Here is a 17,949-nt window from a genome sequence, read left to right as displayed (position 1 = left end):
GCACGGATTAAAAACGATGTTCGAGCAACTTATCCTGCTCTACGGGATAGGCTTTACCATCGAACTTGAGCTCGACGCGAGTCTTGGCAACGATGCTGTTGCTTTCCACACAGTCCTCCCCTTTTTTGCTGGCTTCCTTGTGCGTCGCCATCGTCTGTAGCTGCAGATCCTGGAAGCCGTTGTGTGCGTTCTTGCCAAGCGCCAATGCGCGATGGGTCGTGGCAAAATCCCCGACACACTGGCCATCCCACTCACCGCTATATTCATTCATGGTGAGATTGTTGAGCACCAGAGTGACTTGCCGATCTTGCAGGGTATAGAGGTTAAGGCGTTCGATGCTAAGGGGATTGACCGAGGAGGATCCACGGTGGATAAAACGCACCCCGAAGGCGCGTATCGCCGGAGATAATTGATAGCGCGCGGTGTCGATGGTCACGCTACTGGTGTAGATGGCATCATCCATAATCGCCCTGGGATGATATTTGCTAGCCAGCACCTTACCGGTCTGGCTATCAACCACCAAAACGGCGACGTCAAAGTCGGTAAAATCGGGTTGGGCCTCTTCCTTGGGTTCCAGCATCAGTACCGCAATGGTTTTATCCGGGGCATAGGGCCACACCTTACAGGTGGACAGCTCGGTATTCATGCTCACTTTGGCGGCGAAGGGTTTAGCCAGATCGGCCAGGAGGGGCTGGCAATCGGCCAGAGAAGAAAAAGAAACCAGGCATAACGCCAACACACCTATCACCCTGTTCATAGCAACATTCCCTGTAATTTTTTAATTAACTCATGTGGTTAAAAGTTGTGCGACAGCACAGTATCAAGCGCACATAGCTAGCAGGGAATCTAACGATAAAATTGGCACAAATCCAGCCGCTTGTTATTTTTTGAGATCAACAGGGGAGACTGCTGGCAGCTATCGCAAAGTCACTGCCAGCAAACTAGGGTTAATAAATTGATAGACTCAGATCACACCGCTGAGCAGGCCGAGCCCCAGCAGCGATGAGCCGCCGCCAATCACCCGCGCCCAGCCACTGTGCGTAGACGAAGATGCCATCAGATAGCCGATACCCAACCCCGCCACGTGCAGCAGCACCGTTGCAATCACCATGCCGGAAAGCGCCGCCACCGAATGGGAAAGCTCCGCACCGTGGGCCAGACCGTGGAAAATGGCAAAAGCGCCAATAATCAACGCGCCCGTTATCGCCGACAGTTTCAGCTGTAAGGCAACCATCACACCTATGCCCAGCAGCGAGGCGGCAACGATAAACTCAGTGCCAGGTACGGTGACGCCTGCCATGCCAACCAACGCGCCGGTCAGCAGCAAACCAGCAAATGCCAGCGGCGCCAGCCACCACTGCTTGGTATTCATGGCGCTCCAGATACCCACTAGAACCATGGCGACCAGATGGTCCATCCCGGTCAGCGGATGGATAAAGCCTTCGGTAAAGCTTAATACGTGATGCGCGCCGCCGTCATGGCCCACATGAGCAAAGGCCAGCATGGGGAACAGCGCCAGTAGGGATACAGCCACAGCTTTGACATTAATACGCATAATGAATACCTAAATTTTCCAGTGAATGAAGGTGATGGTTTTACTCATAAAAACAGTTGATTACGTTATAAATTCATCCTTAAACCTGCCTTGAAAGTCGGTTGGCGGCAATCAGCGCCTGCCCCAGAGCCAGACCGCCATCGCCTGCCGGTAAACGAGATGGCAGCAAGACTTGTAATCCGTCTAACTGCTGGATCAATAGTTGCCGCAGCAGCGCGTTGTGCATCACTCCACCGGACAGCACGACGGTGTTGATGCCGTATTGCTTTGTCGCGTAGCGAGCCAGTGCGGCAAACCCCTGGGCCAAGGCAACATGGAACGCATAAGCTCGCTGTGCCGGGGGGGCCTGATAGGCCAGCCATTGCCGCCAGAAGGCGGCCAGATCCAGCTGATTACCAAGCAGCGGCAGCGAAACCGGCGGCTGATGAGGTGAACTTTGCCACGCCAAAGCTTCCAACTGGCAGGCAGCCTCCCCCTCCCAGGAAATTTGTGGCGGCACGATCTGCAATGCTGCGGCCACCGCATCAAACAAGCGCCCGGCGGAAGAGGCCAACGGCGAGTTGATTTGCCGTTCTACCGCCCGCAGTAAGATTGTCGCCTGCGGTTGAGGAATTGCGGCGGCCTCTGGCAACGTCTGCCAATCGGGGACAAAACGCTGTAACTGGGCCAACAGGTTGCGCCACGGCTGGCGAGCGGCCACATCGCCCCCCGGCAATGCCACTGCGGGCAACCCGCCTAAATACTCACAATGCTGATAATCCACCAGCAGGCATTCACCGCCCCACAGTTGCCCGCCAAGACCATATCCCAGCCCATCCAACGCCAGACCAATCACCTTACCGCCGTCGCGCGGCCAGCCATGTTCCGCCAGGCAGGCAACCAGATGGGCATGATGATGCAGCGTGGTGACACAAGGGATCGCCCGCTCATTGGCCAACGCCTGGCCCTGCTGGTGGCTGAGATAGCCGGGGTGAGCATCGATGGCGATCGCCTGTGGCACCACACCGTATATTTCGCCAAACAGCGCCAGCAATTGCTGCTGCTGTTGCCGGGTGGTTTCATCCCCTAGCGAGCCTAGATGCTGGCTGACCACCGCCCGGTCATCCCACAGCAGGCAGAAGGTATTCTTGCTGTCGGCTCCCAGCGCCAGAATAGTCGGTTGGGTGGTAAAGCCAGGGGGTAATGGCATCGCATCCGGGACATAGCCACGTGCCCGGCGCAACATCTCGCTACCCTGCCCGGTCAAGCGAACTAGAGAGTCATCGGCTCGCTGGACGATCTCACGGTTATGCAGCAGCCAGACGTCGGCCACACCAGCGAGTTCTTCCAGTGCCTGTTGATTGCTCAGAGCTGGTGGTTTACCTGCCGGGTTGCCGGAGGTCATCACCAGTGGCCGCGCGGTCTGTTGCAATAACAGATGTTGCAGCGGATTTGCCGGTAACATCACCCCTATCTCATTGAGCCCCGGCGCAATCTCGTCGCACAACGGGCTTTGTGGGTGAGCCGCCACCAGCACTATCGGTGCGGGTGGGCTACGCAACAGTTTTAGCAGTGCCGTCGGTTCCACGACCTGAGCACATTGTTGCAGCCAGTGAGTATCCGGCATCATCACCGCCAGGGGCTTGGCAGGGCGATGTTTGCGCGCGCGCAGGCGCTGTACCGCAGCAGAATTGGTAGCATCACAGGCAAGATGAAAACCGCCGATCCCCTTCACCGCGACGATCTGCCCGGCAATCAGCGCCTCAGCGGCCAGTTGCAGCGCATCGTCGGCGCTGGCGGTGGCTTTGCCTGCTGCATCGCTGAGCCACAGTTGTGGGCCACACTCTGGGCAGGCGGTAGGCTGTGCATGAAAACGACGGTCGGCAGGATCCTGATACTCCGCCAGGCACTGCGGGCACAGCGGGAAAGGCTGCATCGAGGTATTGGGCCGATCGTAGGGCATCCGGCGGATGATGGTGAAACGTGGGCCACAGTGGGTGCAGTTGATAAACGGATAGTGATAGCGCCGGTTATGCGGTGAGTTCAGCTCTGCCAGGCAGGCATCGCAGGTGGCCGCATCCGCCACGATATGGGTATCCACTTGCCCTGCACCGCTAGTGGCAATGGTGAAACTCGCTGGCCGTTGCGGCCAGTTAAATGGTGAAGAAATGACGCTATCGATCCGCGCCAGGGGCGGGCACTCTTGCGGCAGTATCCGCAAAAATTCCGTTATGGCGGGAGATTGCCATAGCTGTACGATCACCCCGGCGCCATCATTGCTGACCTCGCCGCACAGGTTAAAGCGCCGCGCCAGCAGCCAAACGTAGGGCCGAAATCCGACCCCTTGCACCTTGCCCTTGATCCGCAGGCGAAGGCCGTTGCTGCTGGCGATATTCTCCGGCTCAAAATCTGCCATGTTGTCTCGACTCTCCTGTTAGTCCAGCGATCAATCTGTATCTCCCTCACCCCAACCCTCTCCCCAAGGAGAGGGAGCTGATTCGGTGCCGTGGTTGAGTACCGCGACCGACCTGTTGTCCTCAGCCACGATCAGGTGACTCTCTGTAACTGAAGCAAACTCGGTCGGTCCCCTCTCCCTGCGAGAGAGAGCTGATTCGGTGCCGTGGTTGAGTACCGCGACCGACCTGTTGTCCTCAGCCATGATCAGGTGACTCTCTGCAACTGAAGCAAACTCGGTCGGTCCCCTCTCCCTGTGGGAGAGGGTTAGGGTGAGGGTGAGGGGTCAGTCCCCACGGCCAAACACCTAACAGATCCGTGGCAAAGGCTCATCCAGCGGCAGATCCAGCCGGCGGGAAACCCCGAACAGCCCGGTGAGGCTCACCTGCTGGCGCTCGGTGGTATGACCAATCACCGCCGCATCGCGCCCCAGCGGATGCCGATGCAGAGCAGCCAATACTTCCGCCTCAGCCTCGGGCGCCACCACCAACACCAGCTTGCCTTCGTTGGCAAAGTTGAGCGCATCCAGCCCCAGCAGTTCGCAAATTCCCCGCACCGCCGGTTTCAACGGCAGTGCCGCCTCGGAAATCGCCATGCCACAACCGCTAGCGGCGGCAAACTCATGCAGCACCGCCGTTACGCCGCCACGAGTCGCGTCACGTAAAGCACGCACCCCGGCAATCGGTAACAAAGGAGCAATCAGCGGAGCCAGCAGCGCGCAATCGCTGCTTAATTCACTCTCCAGGCCCAGCCCTTCACGCAGGTTCAGGATGGTTGCGCCATGATCGCCCAAGGTGCCGCTGACAATAATGCTGTCCCCAAGGCGGATGTTCGCAGCCCCCCAATTGACGCCAGCCGGGATGGTTCCCAAACCGGTAGTATTAATAAAGATTTTGTCTGCCGCGCCACGGGGCACCACTTTGGTATCGCCGGTCACAATCTGGATCCCGGCCTGCTGCGCCGTGCTGGCCATCGACTGGACGATGCGTTCCAGCGTGGCATACGGCAACCCTTCCTCCAGGATCATGGCGCAGCTCAGATAACGCGGCTGGGCACCACTGACGGCCACGTCGTTAGCGGTGCCGCAGACCGCCAGTTTGCCGATATCACCACCGGGGAAGAAAATGGGGTCGATAACATAACTGTCGGTCGATACGGCCAGACGATCGCCCGAGGTGGCAAGCTCATCCAGTGAAATTCGTGCCTGATCTTCCCGGGTATTTAATGCCGGATTGGCAAAGGCGGGCAGCATGAGTTCTTCAATCAGGGATTGCATGGCGCGGCCACCGCTACCATGGGCCAGAGTAATTTCTCGCCCGTTGTTCTCTTCACGCATTATGCGGTCTCCCTGCGATACTGATAGTAAGCCGAGCAGGCCCCTTCCGAGGACACCATCAAGGCACCAAAGGCGTTCTCTGGCGTACATTGCTTGCCAAACAGCGGGCAGGCATCCGGTTTGCAGCGCCCGGTCAACACTTCACCACAGCGAGAACGCGGATCGTCCGCTACCCGCTGCGCCTGCGGTTTAAACCGCAGCTCTGCATCAAAATCCGCATACTCCGGTTTGATCTGCACGCCAGAATGGGCAATCTCACCCAGCCCGCGCCATTCGCTACTGTCTTTCAGGCCAAACACCTCTGCCATCGCCCGCTGGGCCAGAAGATTGCCCTGTTCCGGTACGATGCGCCGGTATTGATTTTCTACCGCACGGCGGCCATCACGCAGCTGTTCCAGCAGCATCACCAAACCCTGCAGAATGTCTAACGGCTCAAAGCCGGTCACCACCAGCGGCTTATGATAATCCGCAGCAATGAACTGATAGGGCGCGTTGCCGATTACCATGCTGACGTGGCCCGGTGCCAGGAAGCCATCGATGCGCACATCGGGCTGCTGCAACAGGCTGCGTAAGGTGGGGATCAGAGTGATATGTTGGCAAAACAGGGTGAAATTGCGCAGCTGACGCTGGCGGGCTTGCTGCAAGGTCAAGGCGCTGGCGGGCATGGTGGTTTCAAAGCCCAGGCCAAAAAACACCACTTCGCGCTGTGGGTTATCCGCCGCCAGCTGTAGCGCATCCAGCGGCGAGTACACCACCCGGATATCGGCACCACGGCGGCGGGCATCCAGCAACGACCCATTGCGGCCAGGAACCCGCATCGCATCACCGTAGGTGCAAAAAATCACCTCCGGATGGGCGGCAATCTCCAGGCAGCTATCAATGCGCCCCATCGGCAATACGCAAACCGGGCAACCGGGGCCGTGGACAAACTCCAGGCTGTCCGGCAACAGTTGGTCAAGACCGAACTTGAAGATCGCATGAGTGTGGCCACCGCAGACTTCCATCACCTGTAGCGGCAAGCGCTGCGACTGGGGAATGGCTAACATCAGCGTTTCGATGCGCCGTAACAGCGCCTGGCATAACGCCGGATCGCGGAATTCATCAACGTAGCGCATTGGCATCCTCGTCATCCCGTGCCAGCCCGACGGCGCGCATATGCTGCAATGCTGCCAGCGTTTCCAGCGCTTCCTGTTCATCGAGCAGGCTCATGGCAAAGCCGACGTGCACCAGCACCCACTGGCCGATCAGATCCTGCGGTGAGCCTTCACAGACCAGCGCGATATTGATCCTGACCGCCACGCCGCACACGTCGGCCCAGGCCAGTTGGTGGATATCCTCCCCCACTGCGGTCACCTTGCCGGGCACACCGAGGCACATTATTGTTCCCCCAGCCAGTTCAGCCAGAGATCCATCCCCTCGCCGCTAGTCGCCGACAGTGCGATCACCTGGATGGACGGATTAACCTGGCGGGCAAACTCGATGCATTTCTCTACAGAGAAATTAACGTAAGGCAGCAAATCGATCTTGTTGATAATCATCAGCGTTGCGGCAGCAAACATATGAGGATACTTCAGCGGCTTGTCTTCCCCTTCCGTCACCGACAGCACTGCGACCTTATGCCGTTCGCCCAGATCGAAGCTGGCCGGGCAGACCAGGTTGCCGACGTTCTCGATAAACAGCAGGCTGTGATCCTGCAAATCCAGGCGGTGTGCCGCGTCGTGTACCATCTGCGCGTCCAGATGACAGCCCTTGCCGGTATTAACCTGAATGGCCGGTACGCCCGTGGCGCGAATACGCTCGGCATCGTTACTGGTTTGCTGGTCGCCCTCAATCACCGCGCAGGGCAATTTGCCCGCCAAACGTTCCAGCGTGGCCGTCAGCAAGGTCGTTTTGCCCGACCCGGGGCTGGAAACCAGGTTCAGCACCAGAATATGCTGCGCGGAAAAGTGTTCGCGGTTGTGGGCCGCCAGATGGTTGTTCTTGCTCAGTACGTCCTGTTCAATCTGCACCAGACGGCGCTGCCCGATACCCGGTGCATGGCTGCCCGCCTCGCCGTGTCCATAGTGCAGGTCTTGCGAATGTGGTTGCACCTCTGGCGTAAAGCATTCCGCCGCAGCGACACCTGCGTAATGGTGATGCACATCGCCCTGGTGGTAATAGTGATGGTGATGATGGATCACCACGCCTGCCGGTGCTTGATGTTCCCCGTCGTGGTGGTGATGATGATCAGGATGATGGTGGTGAGCATCATGATGGTCGTGATGATGGTGGTCGTCATGGTGATGATGTTCATCACCTTCGATGGTTTTTTCGCCACTGGCGCAACCGCAAGTCGTACACATCGTTATTCACTCCTCAAAATTATTCCACTTCCAGCTGCTTTAACCGCAGGCTGTCACCGCTCTCAACGCGCAGTTGGTGGCCGCCGCACTGAGGGCAACCTTCATCATGTTGTTCAATCTGCACGCTCATGCTGCAACTCCAGCACCAGGCGCGGGCCGGTTGGTAGTCCAGCAATAGCTGGCACCCCTCTGCCAGCGTATGGCGGGATGCCGAGGCGAAACTGAAACGCAGCGCGTGCTCTTCAATACAGGAGAGCGCCCCAATTTCCAGCCACACCGCCGTCACCCGTTTAGCTCCGTGCTGCCGAGCCTGCTGCTCTATCAATTCCATCGTGCTCAGGCACAGGCTGATTTCATGCATCTACGCCGTTCTCTGTGACAGACCAAATAGCGCCCTGCGCCCAGGATTACTGGGGATGTTGCCATCCACCACCGGTAGCGAAAGCGCCATCCGCGCACTCTGTTGTGCTAACGCCAGCGCCTGCTCGGCCCCCAGATGGCGATCCAACGGAGACATCAGTGAACAGGCCAGGTATTGCCCGCAGCCCGCAATCTCACCGACGATAAACCTCACGCTGCCGCAAGGCAGATTCAGCGCCAGCTTGTCCCCTACCGCATAGGGTTGCCAAACCTGTTCTGGTCCGGGCAACACTAGCAGGCTAAGCATCCACGGCGTGAGAATGGTGCCAACCCACTGCTGTTCAAACAGTTGAAAACCACAGGCACACACCGGGATTTGCGGTTGGAAAAACGGCAAATCCTGCATCTCACCGTCGGCGATCGCCTGAAAGGCGGTTTCCAACAGCGCGCTGGGGTTGAGCTGAAAACCGTTAGTCACAGTCTGCATTCGCCACCTCTTTTGGCTCCGCCACCACGCCGCTCTCTTGCAACGCCAGCAACACCTGGGCCAACGCTGGCTCAATCGCCTGGCTGACGACGGCGCTCAGACCAATTCCGGGCTCCAGCGATTCTGGCACCACGCCCACCAAGGTGAGCCGACGGGGAAACTCATCCGTCAGCCGCAGCGCCATCAGCACGTCGGAAAGCCCCAGTTGATGGGGCGAAACCTTACGGGTAAACAGCGCCGGGATCTCTTCGTCATACAGCACCGCGACGCTGCCCGGTTTGGCACCGGTCAACACCGCATCCGCCACAATCAAATGATCGCGATCGGCCATCATTTCCATCAGTTCCATCCCCGAGGTGCCGCCGTCCAGCACCTCAACATGGGCAGGTAAGCGATAGCGTTGCTCAAGCGCTTCGACGATACGCACGCCCACCGCTTCATCGCCCAACAACAAATTACCTATGCCTAATACCAAGATTCTCATTACAACACCTTGACCCTGGTCACTTCATTGCCGGTGGTGTCTACAATATGTACCGCACAGGACATGCACGGGTCGAACGAGTGGATAGTTCGCACCACCTCCAGCGGTTTGCTCGGATCGGCCACCGGCGTGCCAACCAGCGAACGTTCATAAGGACCGGGCTCATCGTTAAAGTTGCGGGGTCCGGCGTTCCAGGTTGAGGGCACTACCGCCTGATAGTTGGCGATCTTGCCGTCCTTGATCACCACCCAGTGCGACAATGCACCGCGCGGAGCTTCGATAAAGCCCACGCCCCGGATCTCACCGGTCAATGGAATATTCGGTGGGATAAAGGTTTCATGGTCGCCACTGCCGATATTGCTCACCAATGCCTGCCACTGCTGACCCAGGGTTTCATGCAGCACGCAGGCATGCACCGTACGCCCTACAATGCGGCCCAGGGTCGACGGCAGTTGATCGGCGGTTAGCGCTTTGCCAGTCAGGGCCTGGTAGTGACTGTTGACCTTGGCAAAATATTTCTGGGTTGGTGGATGCTCGGCTTGCAGGGTACACAGCAGCCAGGCCAACGGCCCCATCTCTACCGCTTTGCCGTAGAAGGTTGGCGCTTTTACCCAGGAGTATTTGCCATCTTCCTGCCAGCCGGTGTAGTTAGGCCGGGTCAGCCCTTCCCACGGTGCCAGCGGTTCATCGTCCTGATACCAGGCGTGTTTACCGCTCTCCTGAATGCCCTTGATCAGATACTCATCGCGCTGGTTGGCGATCGGACGGAACTTGCCGTTCTCCAGATAGCCACCCGGCATCAGGAACTGGTCGCCTTTACGATCGATCGGCAGCTCCGGCACGCAGAGATAGCAGTCTGAGCCTTTGCCGAGGGTTAGCCACTCAGGGTAATGCGCCGCGATCACCGCGCTGTCCACCAGATAAACCTGCTCGATAAAGTCGCCCAGGCGATCGATAAAGGTTTTCAGGTACATCAGCCGCTCGAGGTTCAACACGCTAGGGGCATCGAGGTTGATCGGGTTAGCCACCCCGCCCACCGCCAGGTTCTGAATGTGCGGCGTTTTACCGCCCAGTATTGCTACCACGCGGTTGGCATCACGCTGGCATTCCAGCGCCTGCAAATAGTGGGCAACGGCGATCAGGTTAATCTCCGGCGGTAACGCCATGGCCGGGTGCCCCCAGTAGCCATTGGCAAAGATGCCAAGCTGGCCGCTGGCGACCAGATCCTTGATCTTCTGCTGCACCCGGGTGAACTCTGCAGCGCTGTTCAACGGCCAGCTGGACAGGCCACTGAGCAAATCGGCAGCCTTCTGCGGATCGGCCTTCAGCGCAGAGGTCACGTCCACCCAGTCCAGCGCCGAGAGCTGGTAGAAATGCACGATATGGTCGTGAATGCTGTGGGCGGCCGCAATGATATTGCGGATGTATTGGGCATTGACCGGGATCTCCATCCCCAGCGCATTTTCCACCGTCCGCACGGAGGCTAACGCGTGAATGGTGGTGCACACGCCGCAGATCCGTTGGACGATCATCCACGCGTCACGCGGGTCGTTACCTTGCAGGATCTCTTCCATTCCGCGCCACATGGTGCCGGAGGACCAGGCTTTAACCACCTTGCCGTCTTCGATTTCACAGTCGATGCGCAGGTGGCCCTCAATACGGGTGACGGGATCAATGGTGATGCGTTGGCTCATGCTCTACCTCTAACTGGTTGTTTTCATTCTTGTGTTGATGCGCAGGCAGCACCGGTAACAACCGGATCAACAGGATGTACGCACAAACTTCAATTGCCACAAAGCCGATGGAGATCAGCAGTTCGCTGGCCGTCGGGAAATAGTGGTAGCCATTGCCAGGGTCGTAGGCCAGCAACGCGTAATTCAGCCGCCAGAACGACGCCCCGCAGACCATGCTCAGCGCGCCGAGAAACAGCAGGCGTGAGTTGCGGCGGTTACGCTTCCAGCGGAACATCACCAGCGGCACCAGCATCAACAGCGTTTCCACCCAGAACGAGATGGCAAAGCGATCGAGATGCCACAGATAGTCCGTTTTGCCGCGCCAGATCAGTTCCCCAAAGCGCAGCACAATAAACAGCAGTAAGAACCCATCGATGATGTAGGTCATGCGGGCAAACAGCGGCGTTTCCTCCGGCCCTTTGCCCCGCAGCCCGGCCTGCACCAGCGAGCCTTCAAATATCACTATCGAGAAGCCCAGTATCCCCGCCGTCAACAGCGAGAACAGCGGCAGCATTTCGTAGCTTTGCCACAGCGGGTGGATTTTGATCCCCGCAGCAATCATCAGCGACCCCATGGAGGACTGGTGCATGGTTGGCAGCAATGCGCCAAGGGCGATCACCAGGAACATCACCTTGTTGAGCCGTTTGAGCGACACCTTCCAGCCCAGCCGCTCCAGCAGCGCCGGGGCAAATTCCAGCGCCACGATGCCCACGTAGATCGTCATACAGACCGCGGTTTCAAACAGCACCGACGAGGTGTTGAAATGGCCGGGAATATAAAAGTAAGGCAGGTTCCAGTAACGGCCGACATCGATGGTGATCGACAGCCCGCCCAGCGAATAGCCGAACAGGCTGGCTAACAGCGCAGGCCTCACCAGCGGGTGATATTCCCCCCGGTTGAACACATACACCGCCCAGGCTAACGCCCAGCCGCCGCAGGCCAAACCGGTGCCCACCAGCAGATCGAATGCAATCCAGATACCCCAGGGGTAGCCGCCGTTCAGATCGGAGACATCGCCCAACCCCAACACCAGACGTTTGAGGATCAGCAACAGGCACAGCACCACAAAGGGTGCCAGCATCATCACCGGCCAGCTCACCAGCCGCCCGCCGAGTGGCTGCGTTTTATGCGTCGTCATGTTTATCGTCCTTCTTGTCCTGACGCTCGTTTCGCTGGTTGCGCTGCACCAGGAAGGTGATCCCGGCCAGAGCGGCAAACGGCAACACCATACCTTTGTACAGCGTGTGCTGGATATGCTCGGAACGCGCACCGGTTGACAACGCCTCCAGCGCTGGCAAACCGAGATCCTCGAAAGGCACACCGGTCAGCACTAGCACCTGCGTTCCGCCGCCCTCATGCTCGCCATACAGATGCGGTTGGTAATGCGGCAGCGGATGTTCGTAATGGTCGTTACCCTGTAGGGTTTGGCGCGGGTAACGGTAATTCTCACCGGGCTTGCTGGCCAGACGCTGCTTGGCTTCGGCCATTAACTGCTCGCGGGTGCCAAAGATCACCGCCCCGGTTGGGCAAACCTCGACACAGCCTGGCAACCCGCCCTGATCCAGCCGGGCCACGCCTTTCTGGTTACAGAGTTCGCATTTGTGGATCTTGCCGAACGGGTTGTCGTAGTCGTATTTCGGCACGTTGAACGGGCAGCCCACCATGCAGTAGCGGCAGCCGGTACAGACATCCGGGTTGTAATGCACGATGCCGGTTTTGGCATCTTTATGCAGCGCCTGAACCGGGCAGACAGAAACGCAGTTGGGATCGACACAGTGCATGCACTGCTTTTTGATATAGGCGTAGCCGTTGTCCACCTGATCTTTGTGCTTGCCGTCTCCGCTGGTCCACACCTGAATAATGTTGTTGGTGTAAGGGCTGAGCTTATCGTTGTTCGACCAGGTCGCTTCGGTACCCGCGTAGGCATAGGTTTCGCCATGCGGTTCATCGGTATGGTTGATACGTTGGCATTTGCTGACACAGGCCTGGCAACCCACGCACAGGGTTGAGTCATACAGCATGCCCAGCGAGTTGGGGATGGGCAGCTTGTTCTCCGGCCCGGCCTGCGCCGCAGGGGCAACCCCTGCCAGCATCGCGCCACCGCAGGTCAGTTTTAGAAAGTTACGTCGATTCACGGCTTACTCCTTGCTTGGCGGCTGCTCGTCGTCTTTACGCTGCGTTTTCTGCTGCCGCCCCAGCTCTTTCACCGCCATCAGGCTGACACCGGCAACCAGGCCGACCACGCCGCCAAGCAATCCCATCGCCGTTGGGCTGACGTGGCCCCCTTCCGGACTGAGCACCCCGGGTTTGGCGTTTCGTGGGGTAGGATTTTCGACGCTGGCCAACTGGGCGATCCCTTTAGTAAAACCGATGCCCTCCTCGTTACAGCCGTAGCATGGATGGCCGATCCCGACCGGCCAGATGCCACCGCCCACGTCGCAGAACTCCAGCGTTGAGCAGTTACCGTAGGTTTCTGGCCCCTTGCAGCCAAGGTGATACAGGCACCAGCCCTGCCGATGACCTTCATCACCAAACTGTTTGGCAAAACGCCCGGCGTCAAAGTGCGGACGACGCTCGCAGTTTTCATGGATCAGACGGGCATAGGCGAATTCGGGGCGATTTTTCGCATCCAGCGCCGGTGGCCGTTGGTAGGTGATGATATGGGCCACCGTCGCCAGGAAGTTGTGCGGGTTGGGCGGGCAGCCGGGGATATTGATGACGGTTTTGCCGGGTAAAATATCCTGCAGGCTGACCGCGCCGGTCGGGTTAGGTCCGCTGGCCGCGACGCCGCCCCAGGCGGCACAGGAACCGATGGCGATCACCGCAGCGGCGTGCTCCGCCGCATTACGGATATGCTCAACGATCGGCTTACCGGCCACCATGCAGTAGACGCCGCCATCCTTCATCGGAATGGAGCCATCGACCACCAGCACGTATTTCCCTTTGTATTGCTCAATCGCGCGGTGCTTGTTTTCTTCCGCCTGTTCACCGAATGCAGCAGAGAGGACTTCGTGGTATTCCATGGAAATCACGTCAAGCAACAGGTTCTCGATCGTTGGGTGAGTGGCCCGTAACAAGGACTCCGTACAGCCGGTACATTCCTGAGCCCCGATCCAGATAACCGGTGGCCGCTGTGGCGAACCTACCGAGTCGGCTATTTCGGCGGCGGCTTTGGTGCTGAGCCCCATGGTGGCGGCCAGTGCCGCACATAACTTCATAAAATCGCGGCGATTCACGCCATCCCGGAAAAATGTTTGATTTTCCCTTATCATTATTATCTATCCCCTGTTGATGACCGACATGCAAGCCCGTAAACACAGTATGCGGGTGGTTAATATATTGTTATTTTCTGGCTACCCTGAGTTGATCTTTATCAACCTTTGCTGAGGTAACAGTTAATATTTGCGTAACATGAGAAAAATCGCTTCAGCAAAAAATATTTTTCTTGCATATTTATCTGGCTGGATTTATTCGCGCACGTATTTAAATAACAATAACTCTCATTACCTTTTAAATTAAAAATCCTAAGCCCGTTAAATAAGTCGCCAAGCAAACAACAAGAATAATAATGTATTCACATGCGTCGTTTTGTAACAATTAATATCCCCCCTGCTTCAGCATAAGCTTTACGACACAATCAAGCGTGATGAGTATAGGAAAGCCCGGGGCAGGAAAACACGTAATATGCCGTTTTAGTTTATAATTTTATTGCAGAGTCATCAGCGGGGCCTTGCTTGCTAACGGTGTTGCAGGATGTCGACCTTTTACCGGGTTTTTCCTACTACTGCGACGGCTGGCGGGGATTGGTCATCATGCAATCCATCGTGAATTAGTCAATGAATGACTTTGCTAATCCCTCTGACTCGCGCGTGCCGGGGGGCTTATGTTGCACGAGGCCATAACAATATTGTATCGACGCTGGATTTAAATCACCAACCTCCCCTAATCATACCAACCAAATATGCTATAGATTGAGTCCTTGGACTGAACATAGCGCTTGCTGTTTTGAAAAAAAAAGCAACCAACCCGCTTTATTCTCTTGCGAAAAGCTAAAACTTGACCTCAAGCAAACTTCATCTACCCCGCGCACGAGTATACTTATTAAGAGGTGATCTAATTATCAAGCTGAGAGATAACTTTGCATGGCTAATATTACCAATGCAACTTCATTAATGTAGACGGCTTTATTCGCTACAGGTTAGCACTTTTAATATATCACACCACGGTTGCCTGGCTTAAAACGTCTTGCCAAGAGACATCATGGGTTAATAGCAAACCAGACATCAGGCGTTATCGGCAGCGAAATAGGCCAGCACAGGGAGCACTATCATGAACGATAACCACAACCCGGACCTGCTTCATCACCCGTTCAGCCGCCGTAAGCTAATCAAAACCGGCTCGGCTACCGGCTGTTTACTGGCCGCCACTTCGGGGCTGGTGCTGCCCTTCCGTAAAACCGCCGCCGCCGAACCATTGCCAAATGCCCAACAGCCGGAAGACAAAGTGGTCTGGAGTTCTTGCACCGTAAACTGCGGCAGCCGCTGTGCGCTGCGCCTGCACGTGCGGGATGACGAAGTATACTGGGTGGAAACCGACAACACCGGCAACGATCACTATGGCAACCATCAGGTGCGGGCCTGCCTGCGCGGGCGCTCTATCCGCCGCCGCATGAACCACCCGGACCGGCTGAAGTACCCGATGAAACGCGTCGGCAAACGCGGCGAAGGCAAATTCAAACGCATCAGTTGGGAAGAAGCGCTGGATACCATCAGCGGCCAGTTGAAGCACACGCTGGCGGAATACGGTAATGAGGCGGTGCACGTGCTGTACGGTACCGGGGTCGACGGCGGCAATATCACCAACTCCAACGTGCCTTATCGCCTGATGAACTCCTGCGGTGGCTTCCTCAGCCGCTATGGCAGCTACAGCACAGCGCAGATCACCGCCGCCATGCCCTATCTGTACGGCGCACAGCAGGGCAACAGCCCGGATGATATCGCCAACAGCAAGCTGGTGGTGCTGTTTGGCAATAACCCGGCGGAAACCCGCATGAGCGGTGGCGGGGTAACCTATTATCTGGAGCAAGCCAGGGCAATCTCTAACGCCAAGATGATTGTCATCGATCCGCGCTATACCGATACCGCCGGTGGCCGTGAAGATCAGTGGGTGCCGATTCGCCCGGGCACCGATGCGGCGTTGGTTGCAGGCATAGCCCATGTGTTGATCAGCGAAAACCTGGTGGACCAGCCGTTCCTGGATAAATACTGCGTAGGCTATGATGAAACCACCCTGCCCAGCAGCGCGCCAAAAAACGGCCATTACAAAGCCTATATTCTCGGCCAGGGTGACGATGGCATCGCCAAAACGCCAGAGTGGGCGGCTCGTATCACCGGGATACCGGCCAACACCATTATCCAACTGGCCCGCGAAATCGGCATGACCAAACCGGCCTATATCTGCCAGGGCTGGGGGCCACAGCGTCACGCCAACGGTGAACAAACCGCCAGGGCCATTGCCATGTTACCGATCCTGACCGGTAACGTCGGTATCAACGGCGGAAATACCGGCTGCCGCGAAGGCAGCTTCGATCTGGGCGTAGAATGGTTCGATATGCTGACCAACCCGGTACAGACCAAGATTTCGGTGTTTACCTGGACCGATGCCATCATGCGCGGCCCGGAAATGACCGCCAAGCGTGACGGCATCCGTGGCAAAGATAAGCTGGACGTACCGATCAAATTTATCTGGTGCTATGCCAGTAATACGCTGATCAATCAGCATGGTGATATCAGCCGTACCCACCAGATCCTGCAAGACGACAGCAAGTGTGAAATGATCGTTGGCATCGAGCACTTTATGACCTCATCGGCCAAATATTGCGACATTCTGCTGCCCGACCTGATGCCAACCGAGCAGGAAGACCTGATCTCTCATGAGTCCGCGGGCAATATGGGCTACGTGATACTGGGCCAGCCCGCCACCACGCGCAAGTTTGAACGCCGCCCGATTTACGAGATCCTTTCCGAGGTGGCCAAACGGGTTGGGCCACAGGCCGAAGCGACCTTCACCGAGGGGCGCAACCAGCAGCAGTGGATCGAATACCTGTGTGAGAAAACCCGCGAACGCAACCCGGAAATGCCAAGTTATCAATAGATGAAGAGCGCAGGCATTTATAAACGCAAATGCCCGGAAGAGCACGTGGTAGCCTTCAAGGCGTTCAGAGAAGATCCGCAGGCCAACCCACTGAAAACGCCATCGGGCAAGATTGAAATTTATTCCGAACGGCTGGCGGAGATCGCTGCTACCTGGGAGCTAGCACCAGAAGATGTGATCCACCCGTTACCTGTCTATGCCGCCGGGTTCGAAGGTTGGGAAGATCCGCTGAGCAGCCAATACCCGTTGCAGCTGTTTGGTTACCACTACAAGGCCAGAACCCATTCCAGCTACGGTAACATTGACGTGTTGCAGCAGGCTTGCCCGCAGGAGGTGTGGATCAACACGCTGGATGCGCAGGCGCGCGGCATCAACAACGGCGATCGGGTGAAGGTCTTTAACGGCCGGGGCGAGACGCAGATCCAGGCGAAGGTAACGCCACGCATTATGCCCGGCGTCACGGCAATGGGCCAAGGTGCCTGGCTGGCGGCGGATATGTTTGGTGATAAGGTCGATCACGGCGGCAGCGTGAATATTCTGACCCACCATCGCCCTTCCCCGCTGGCCAAGGGCAATCCGCAACACACCAATCTGGTGCAGATTGTGAAGCTGTAGGTGGTTTGGGGCTGGCTGAACTAGGCCACCCCCTTCAATACCGTTGTGACTACATGGCGATGCTGTGGCAAGGCTATGCATCGGTCAACCCGGCAGCGCCCCATCTAAGTTATCTGACTTTGCGCAGCCATCAGGCACAGGCGGCGCTTATTGACGTAGGGGATTTTGACGATCGGTAACCAATAACCGATATGCATGTCTGCCGGGATAACGGTGGTCTGCGTATTCAACTGCGGCGCGGAGAATTAATGCTGACGGTGGAGGTGAGCGACGGTAGCGACTCGCTACCGTACTGGCATACAACGCAAGGTGCGGTATGACTGCGATTTAACCATCAAAACCACGACAAGATTGGCCCCAAACTGATATAGCTTGTATCAACTTGATAATCTTCTGCTTATCAATATGATAAATTATCGTCGCACACCGTCTTTGCCATACCGACCTTGGT

Annotated in this window: 15 protein-coding genes and 1 pseudogene; 2 read left to right on the top strand and 14 right to left on the bottom strand. The window is 57.3% G+C overall.

The window, feature by feature from the left end; all coding sequences use genetic code 11:
* Positions 1-7: 7 nt before the first annotated feature.
* From ACMV5H_RS04635 to hybO, 14 genes are all read right to left on the bottom strand, one after another.
* Entirely contained in the window at positions 8-757 is a 750-nt protein-coding gene (locus ACMV5H_RS04635; RefSeq protein ID WP_051363673.1) for a hypothetical protein, read from the bottom strand.
* 207 nt (positions 758-964) lie between these two features.
* Complete coding sequence (locus ACMV5H_RS04630; protein ID WP_115158342.1) at positions 965-1,555, bottom strand: HupE/UreJ family protein; 591 nt, start codon at positions 1,553-1,555, stop codon at positions 965-967.
* A 79-nt stretch (positions 1,556-1,634) separates the two neighbouring features.
* Positions 1,635-3,950: a carbamoyltransferase HypF gene (gene hypF / locus ACMV5H_RS04625; RefSeq protein WP_414821513.1), complete on the bottom strand. Its 2,316-nt coding sequence runs from the start codon at positions 3,948-3,950 to the stop codon at positions 1,635-1,637.
* Between the two features lie 345 nt (positions 3,951-4,295).
* On the bottom strand, positions 4,296-5,324 hold the full coding sequence (hypE, locus tag ACMV5H_RS04620) for a hydrogenase expression/formation protein HypE (RefSeq protein ID WP_115158340.1): 1,029 nt from the start codon (positions 5,322-5,324) through the stop codon (positions 4,296-4,298).
* A complete protein-coding gene (gene hypD, locus ACMV5H_RS04615; RefSeq protein ID WP_223665453.1) occupies positions 5,324-6,439 on the bottom strand; it encodes a hydrogenase formation protein HypD in 1,116 nt (371 codons plus the stop codon). The genes hypE and hypD overlap by 1 nt, the downstream gene beginning before the upstream one ends.
* Entirely contained in the window at positions 6,426-6,701 is a 276-nt protein-coding gene (gene hybG / locus ACMV5H_RS04610) for a hydrogenase maturation factor HybG (protein ID WP_021804776.1), read from the bottom strand. The genes hypD and hybG overlap by 14 nt, the downstream gene beginning before the upstream one ends.
* Positions 6,701-7,666, bottom strand: coding sequence for a hydrogenase nickel incorporation protein HypB (gene hypB / locus ACMV5H_RS04605; RefSeq protein WP_115158338.1), 966 nt, complete (start codon positions 7,664-7,666; stop codon positions 6,701-6,703). The genes hybG and hypB overlap by 1 nt, the downstream gene beginning before the upstream one ends.
* A gap of 19 nt (positions 7,667-7,685) precedes the next feature.
* Positions 7,686-8,027, bottom strand: a complete 342-nt coding sequence (gene hypA / locus ACMV5H_RS04600) for a hydrogenase maturation nickel metallochaperone HypA (RefSeq protein ID WP_021804778.1) — start codon at positions 8,025-8,027, stop codon at positions 7,686-7,688.
* Positions 8,028-8,513, bottom strand: a complete 486-nt coding sequence (gene hybE / locus ACMV5H_RS04595) for a hydrogenase-2 assembly chaperone (protein ID WP_209554619.1) — start codon at positions 8,511-8,513, stop codon at positions 8,028-8,030. It abuts the gene before it with no gap.
* Positions 8,497-8,997 (bottom strand): HyaD/HybD family hydrogenase maturation endopeptidase, encoded by a 501-nt coding sequence (locus ACMV5H_RS04590; protein WP_039995170.1) that lies wholly within the window; start codon positions 8,995-8,997, stop codon positions 8,497-8,499. The genes hybE and ACMV5H_RS04590 overlap by 17 nt, the downstream gene beginning before the upstream one ends.
* Positions 8,997-10,691 (bottom strand): hydrogenase 2 large subunit, encoded by a 1,695-nt coding sequence (gene hybC / locus ACMV5H_RS04585; protein ID WP_414821512.1) that lies wholly within the window; start codon positions 10,689-10,691, stop codon positions 8,997-8,999. The genes ACMV5H_RS04590 and hybC overlap by 1 nt, the downstream gene beginning before the upstream one ends.
* Entirely contained in the window at positions 10,669-11,868 is a 1,200-nt protein-coding gene (hybB, locus tag ACMV5H_RS04580) for a Ni/Fe-hydrogenase cytochrome b subunit (RefSeq protein WP_021804782.1), read from the bottom strand. The genes hybC and hybB overlap by 23 nt, the downstream gene beginning before the upstream one ends.
* A complete protein-coding gene (gene hybA, locus ACMV5H_RS04575) occupies positions 11,855-12,865 on the bottom strand; it encodes a hydrogenase 2 operon protein HybA (protein WP_115158335.1) in 1,011 nt (336 codons plus the stop codon). The genes hybB and hybA overlap by 14 nt, the downstream gene beginning before the upstream one ends.
* A 3-nt stretch (positions 12,866-12,868) precedes the next feature.
* On the bottom strand, positions 12,869-14,002 hold the full coding sequence (gene hybO, locus ACMV5H_RS04570; RefSeq protein ID WP_115158334.1) for a hydrogenase 2 small subunit: 1,134 nt from the start codon (positions 14,000-14,002) through the stop codon (positions 12,869-12,871).
* 1,057 nt (positions 14,003-15,059) lie between these two features.
* Between hybO and ynfF the strand changes: the two are divergent.
* Both ynfF and ACMV5H_RS04560 read left to right on the top strand, forming a co-directional pair.
* Positions 15,060-17,498: pseudogene (gene ynfF / locus ACMV5H_RS04565) on the top strand (selenate/tellurate reductase subunit YnfF).
* Positions 17,499-17,551: 53 nt separating this feature from the next.
* Entirely contained in the window at positions 17,552-17,677 is a 126-nt protein-coding gene (locus tag ACMV5H_RS04560) for a hypothetical protein (protein ID WP_256461419.1), read from the top strand.
* Positions 17,678-17,949 lie beyond the last annotated feature (272 nt).

It is taken from the genome of Serratia sp. N21D137, assembly GCF_047530005.1.
Taxonomy (GTDB): Bacteria; Pseudomonadota; Gammaproteobacteria; order Enterobacterales; family Enterobacteriaceae; genus Chania; species Chania fonticola_B.
The sequence above is the reverse complement of the archived record's forward strand: the minus strand, read 5'-3'. Positions and strand labels throughout refer to the sequence as shown.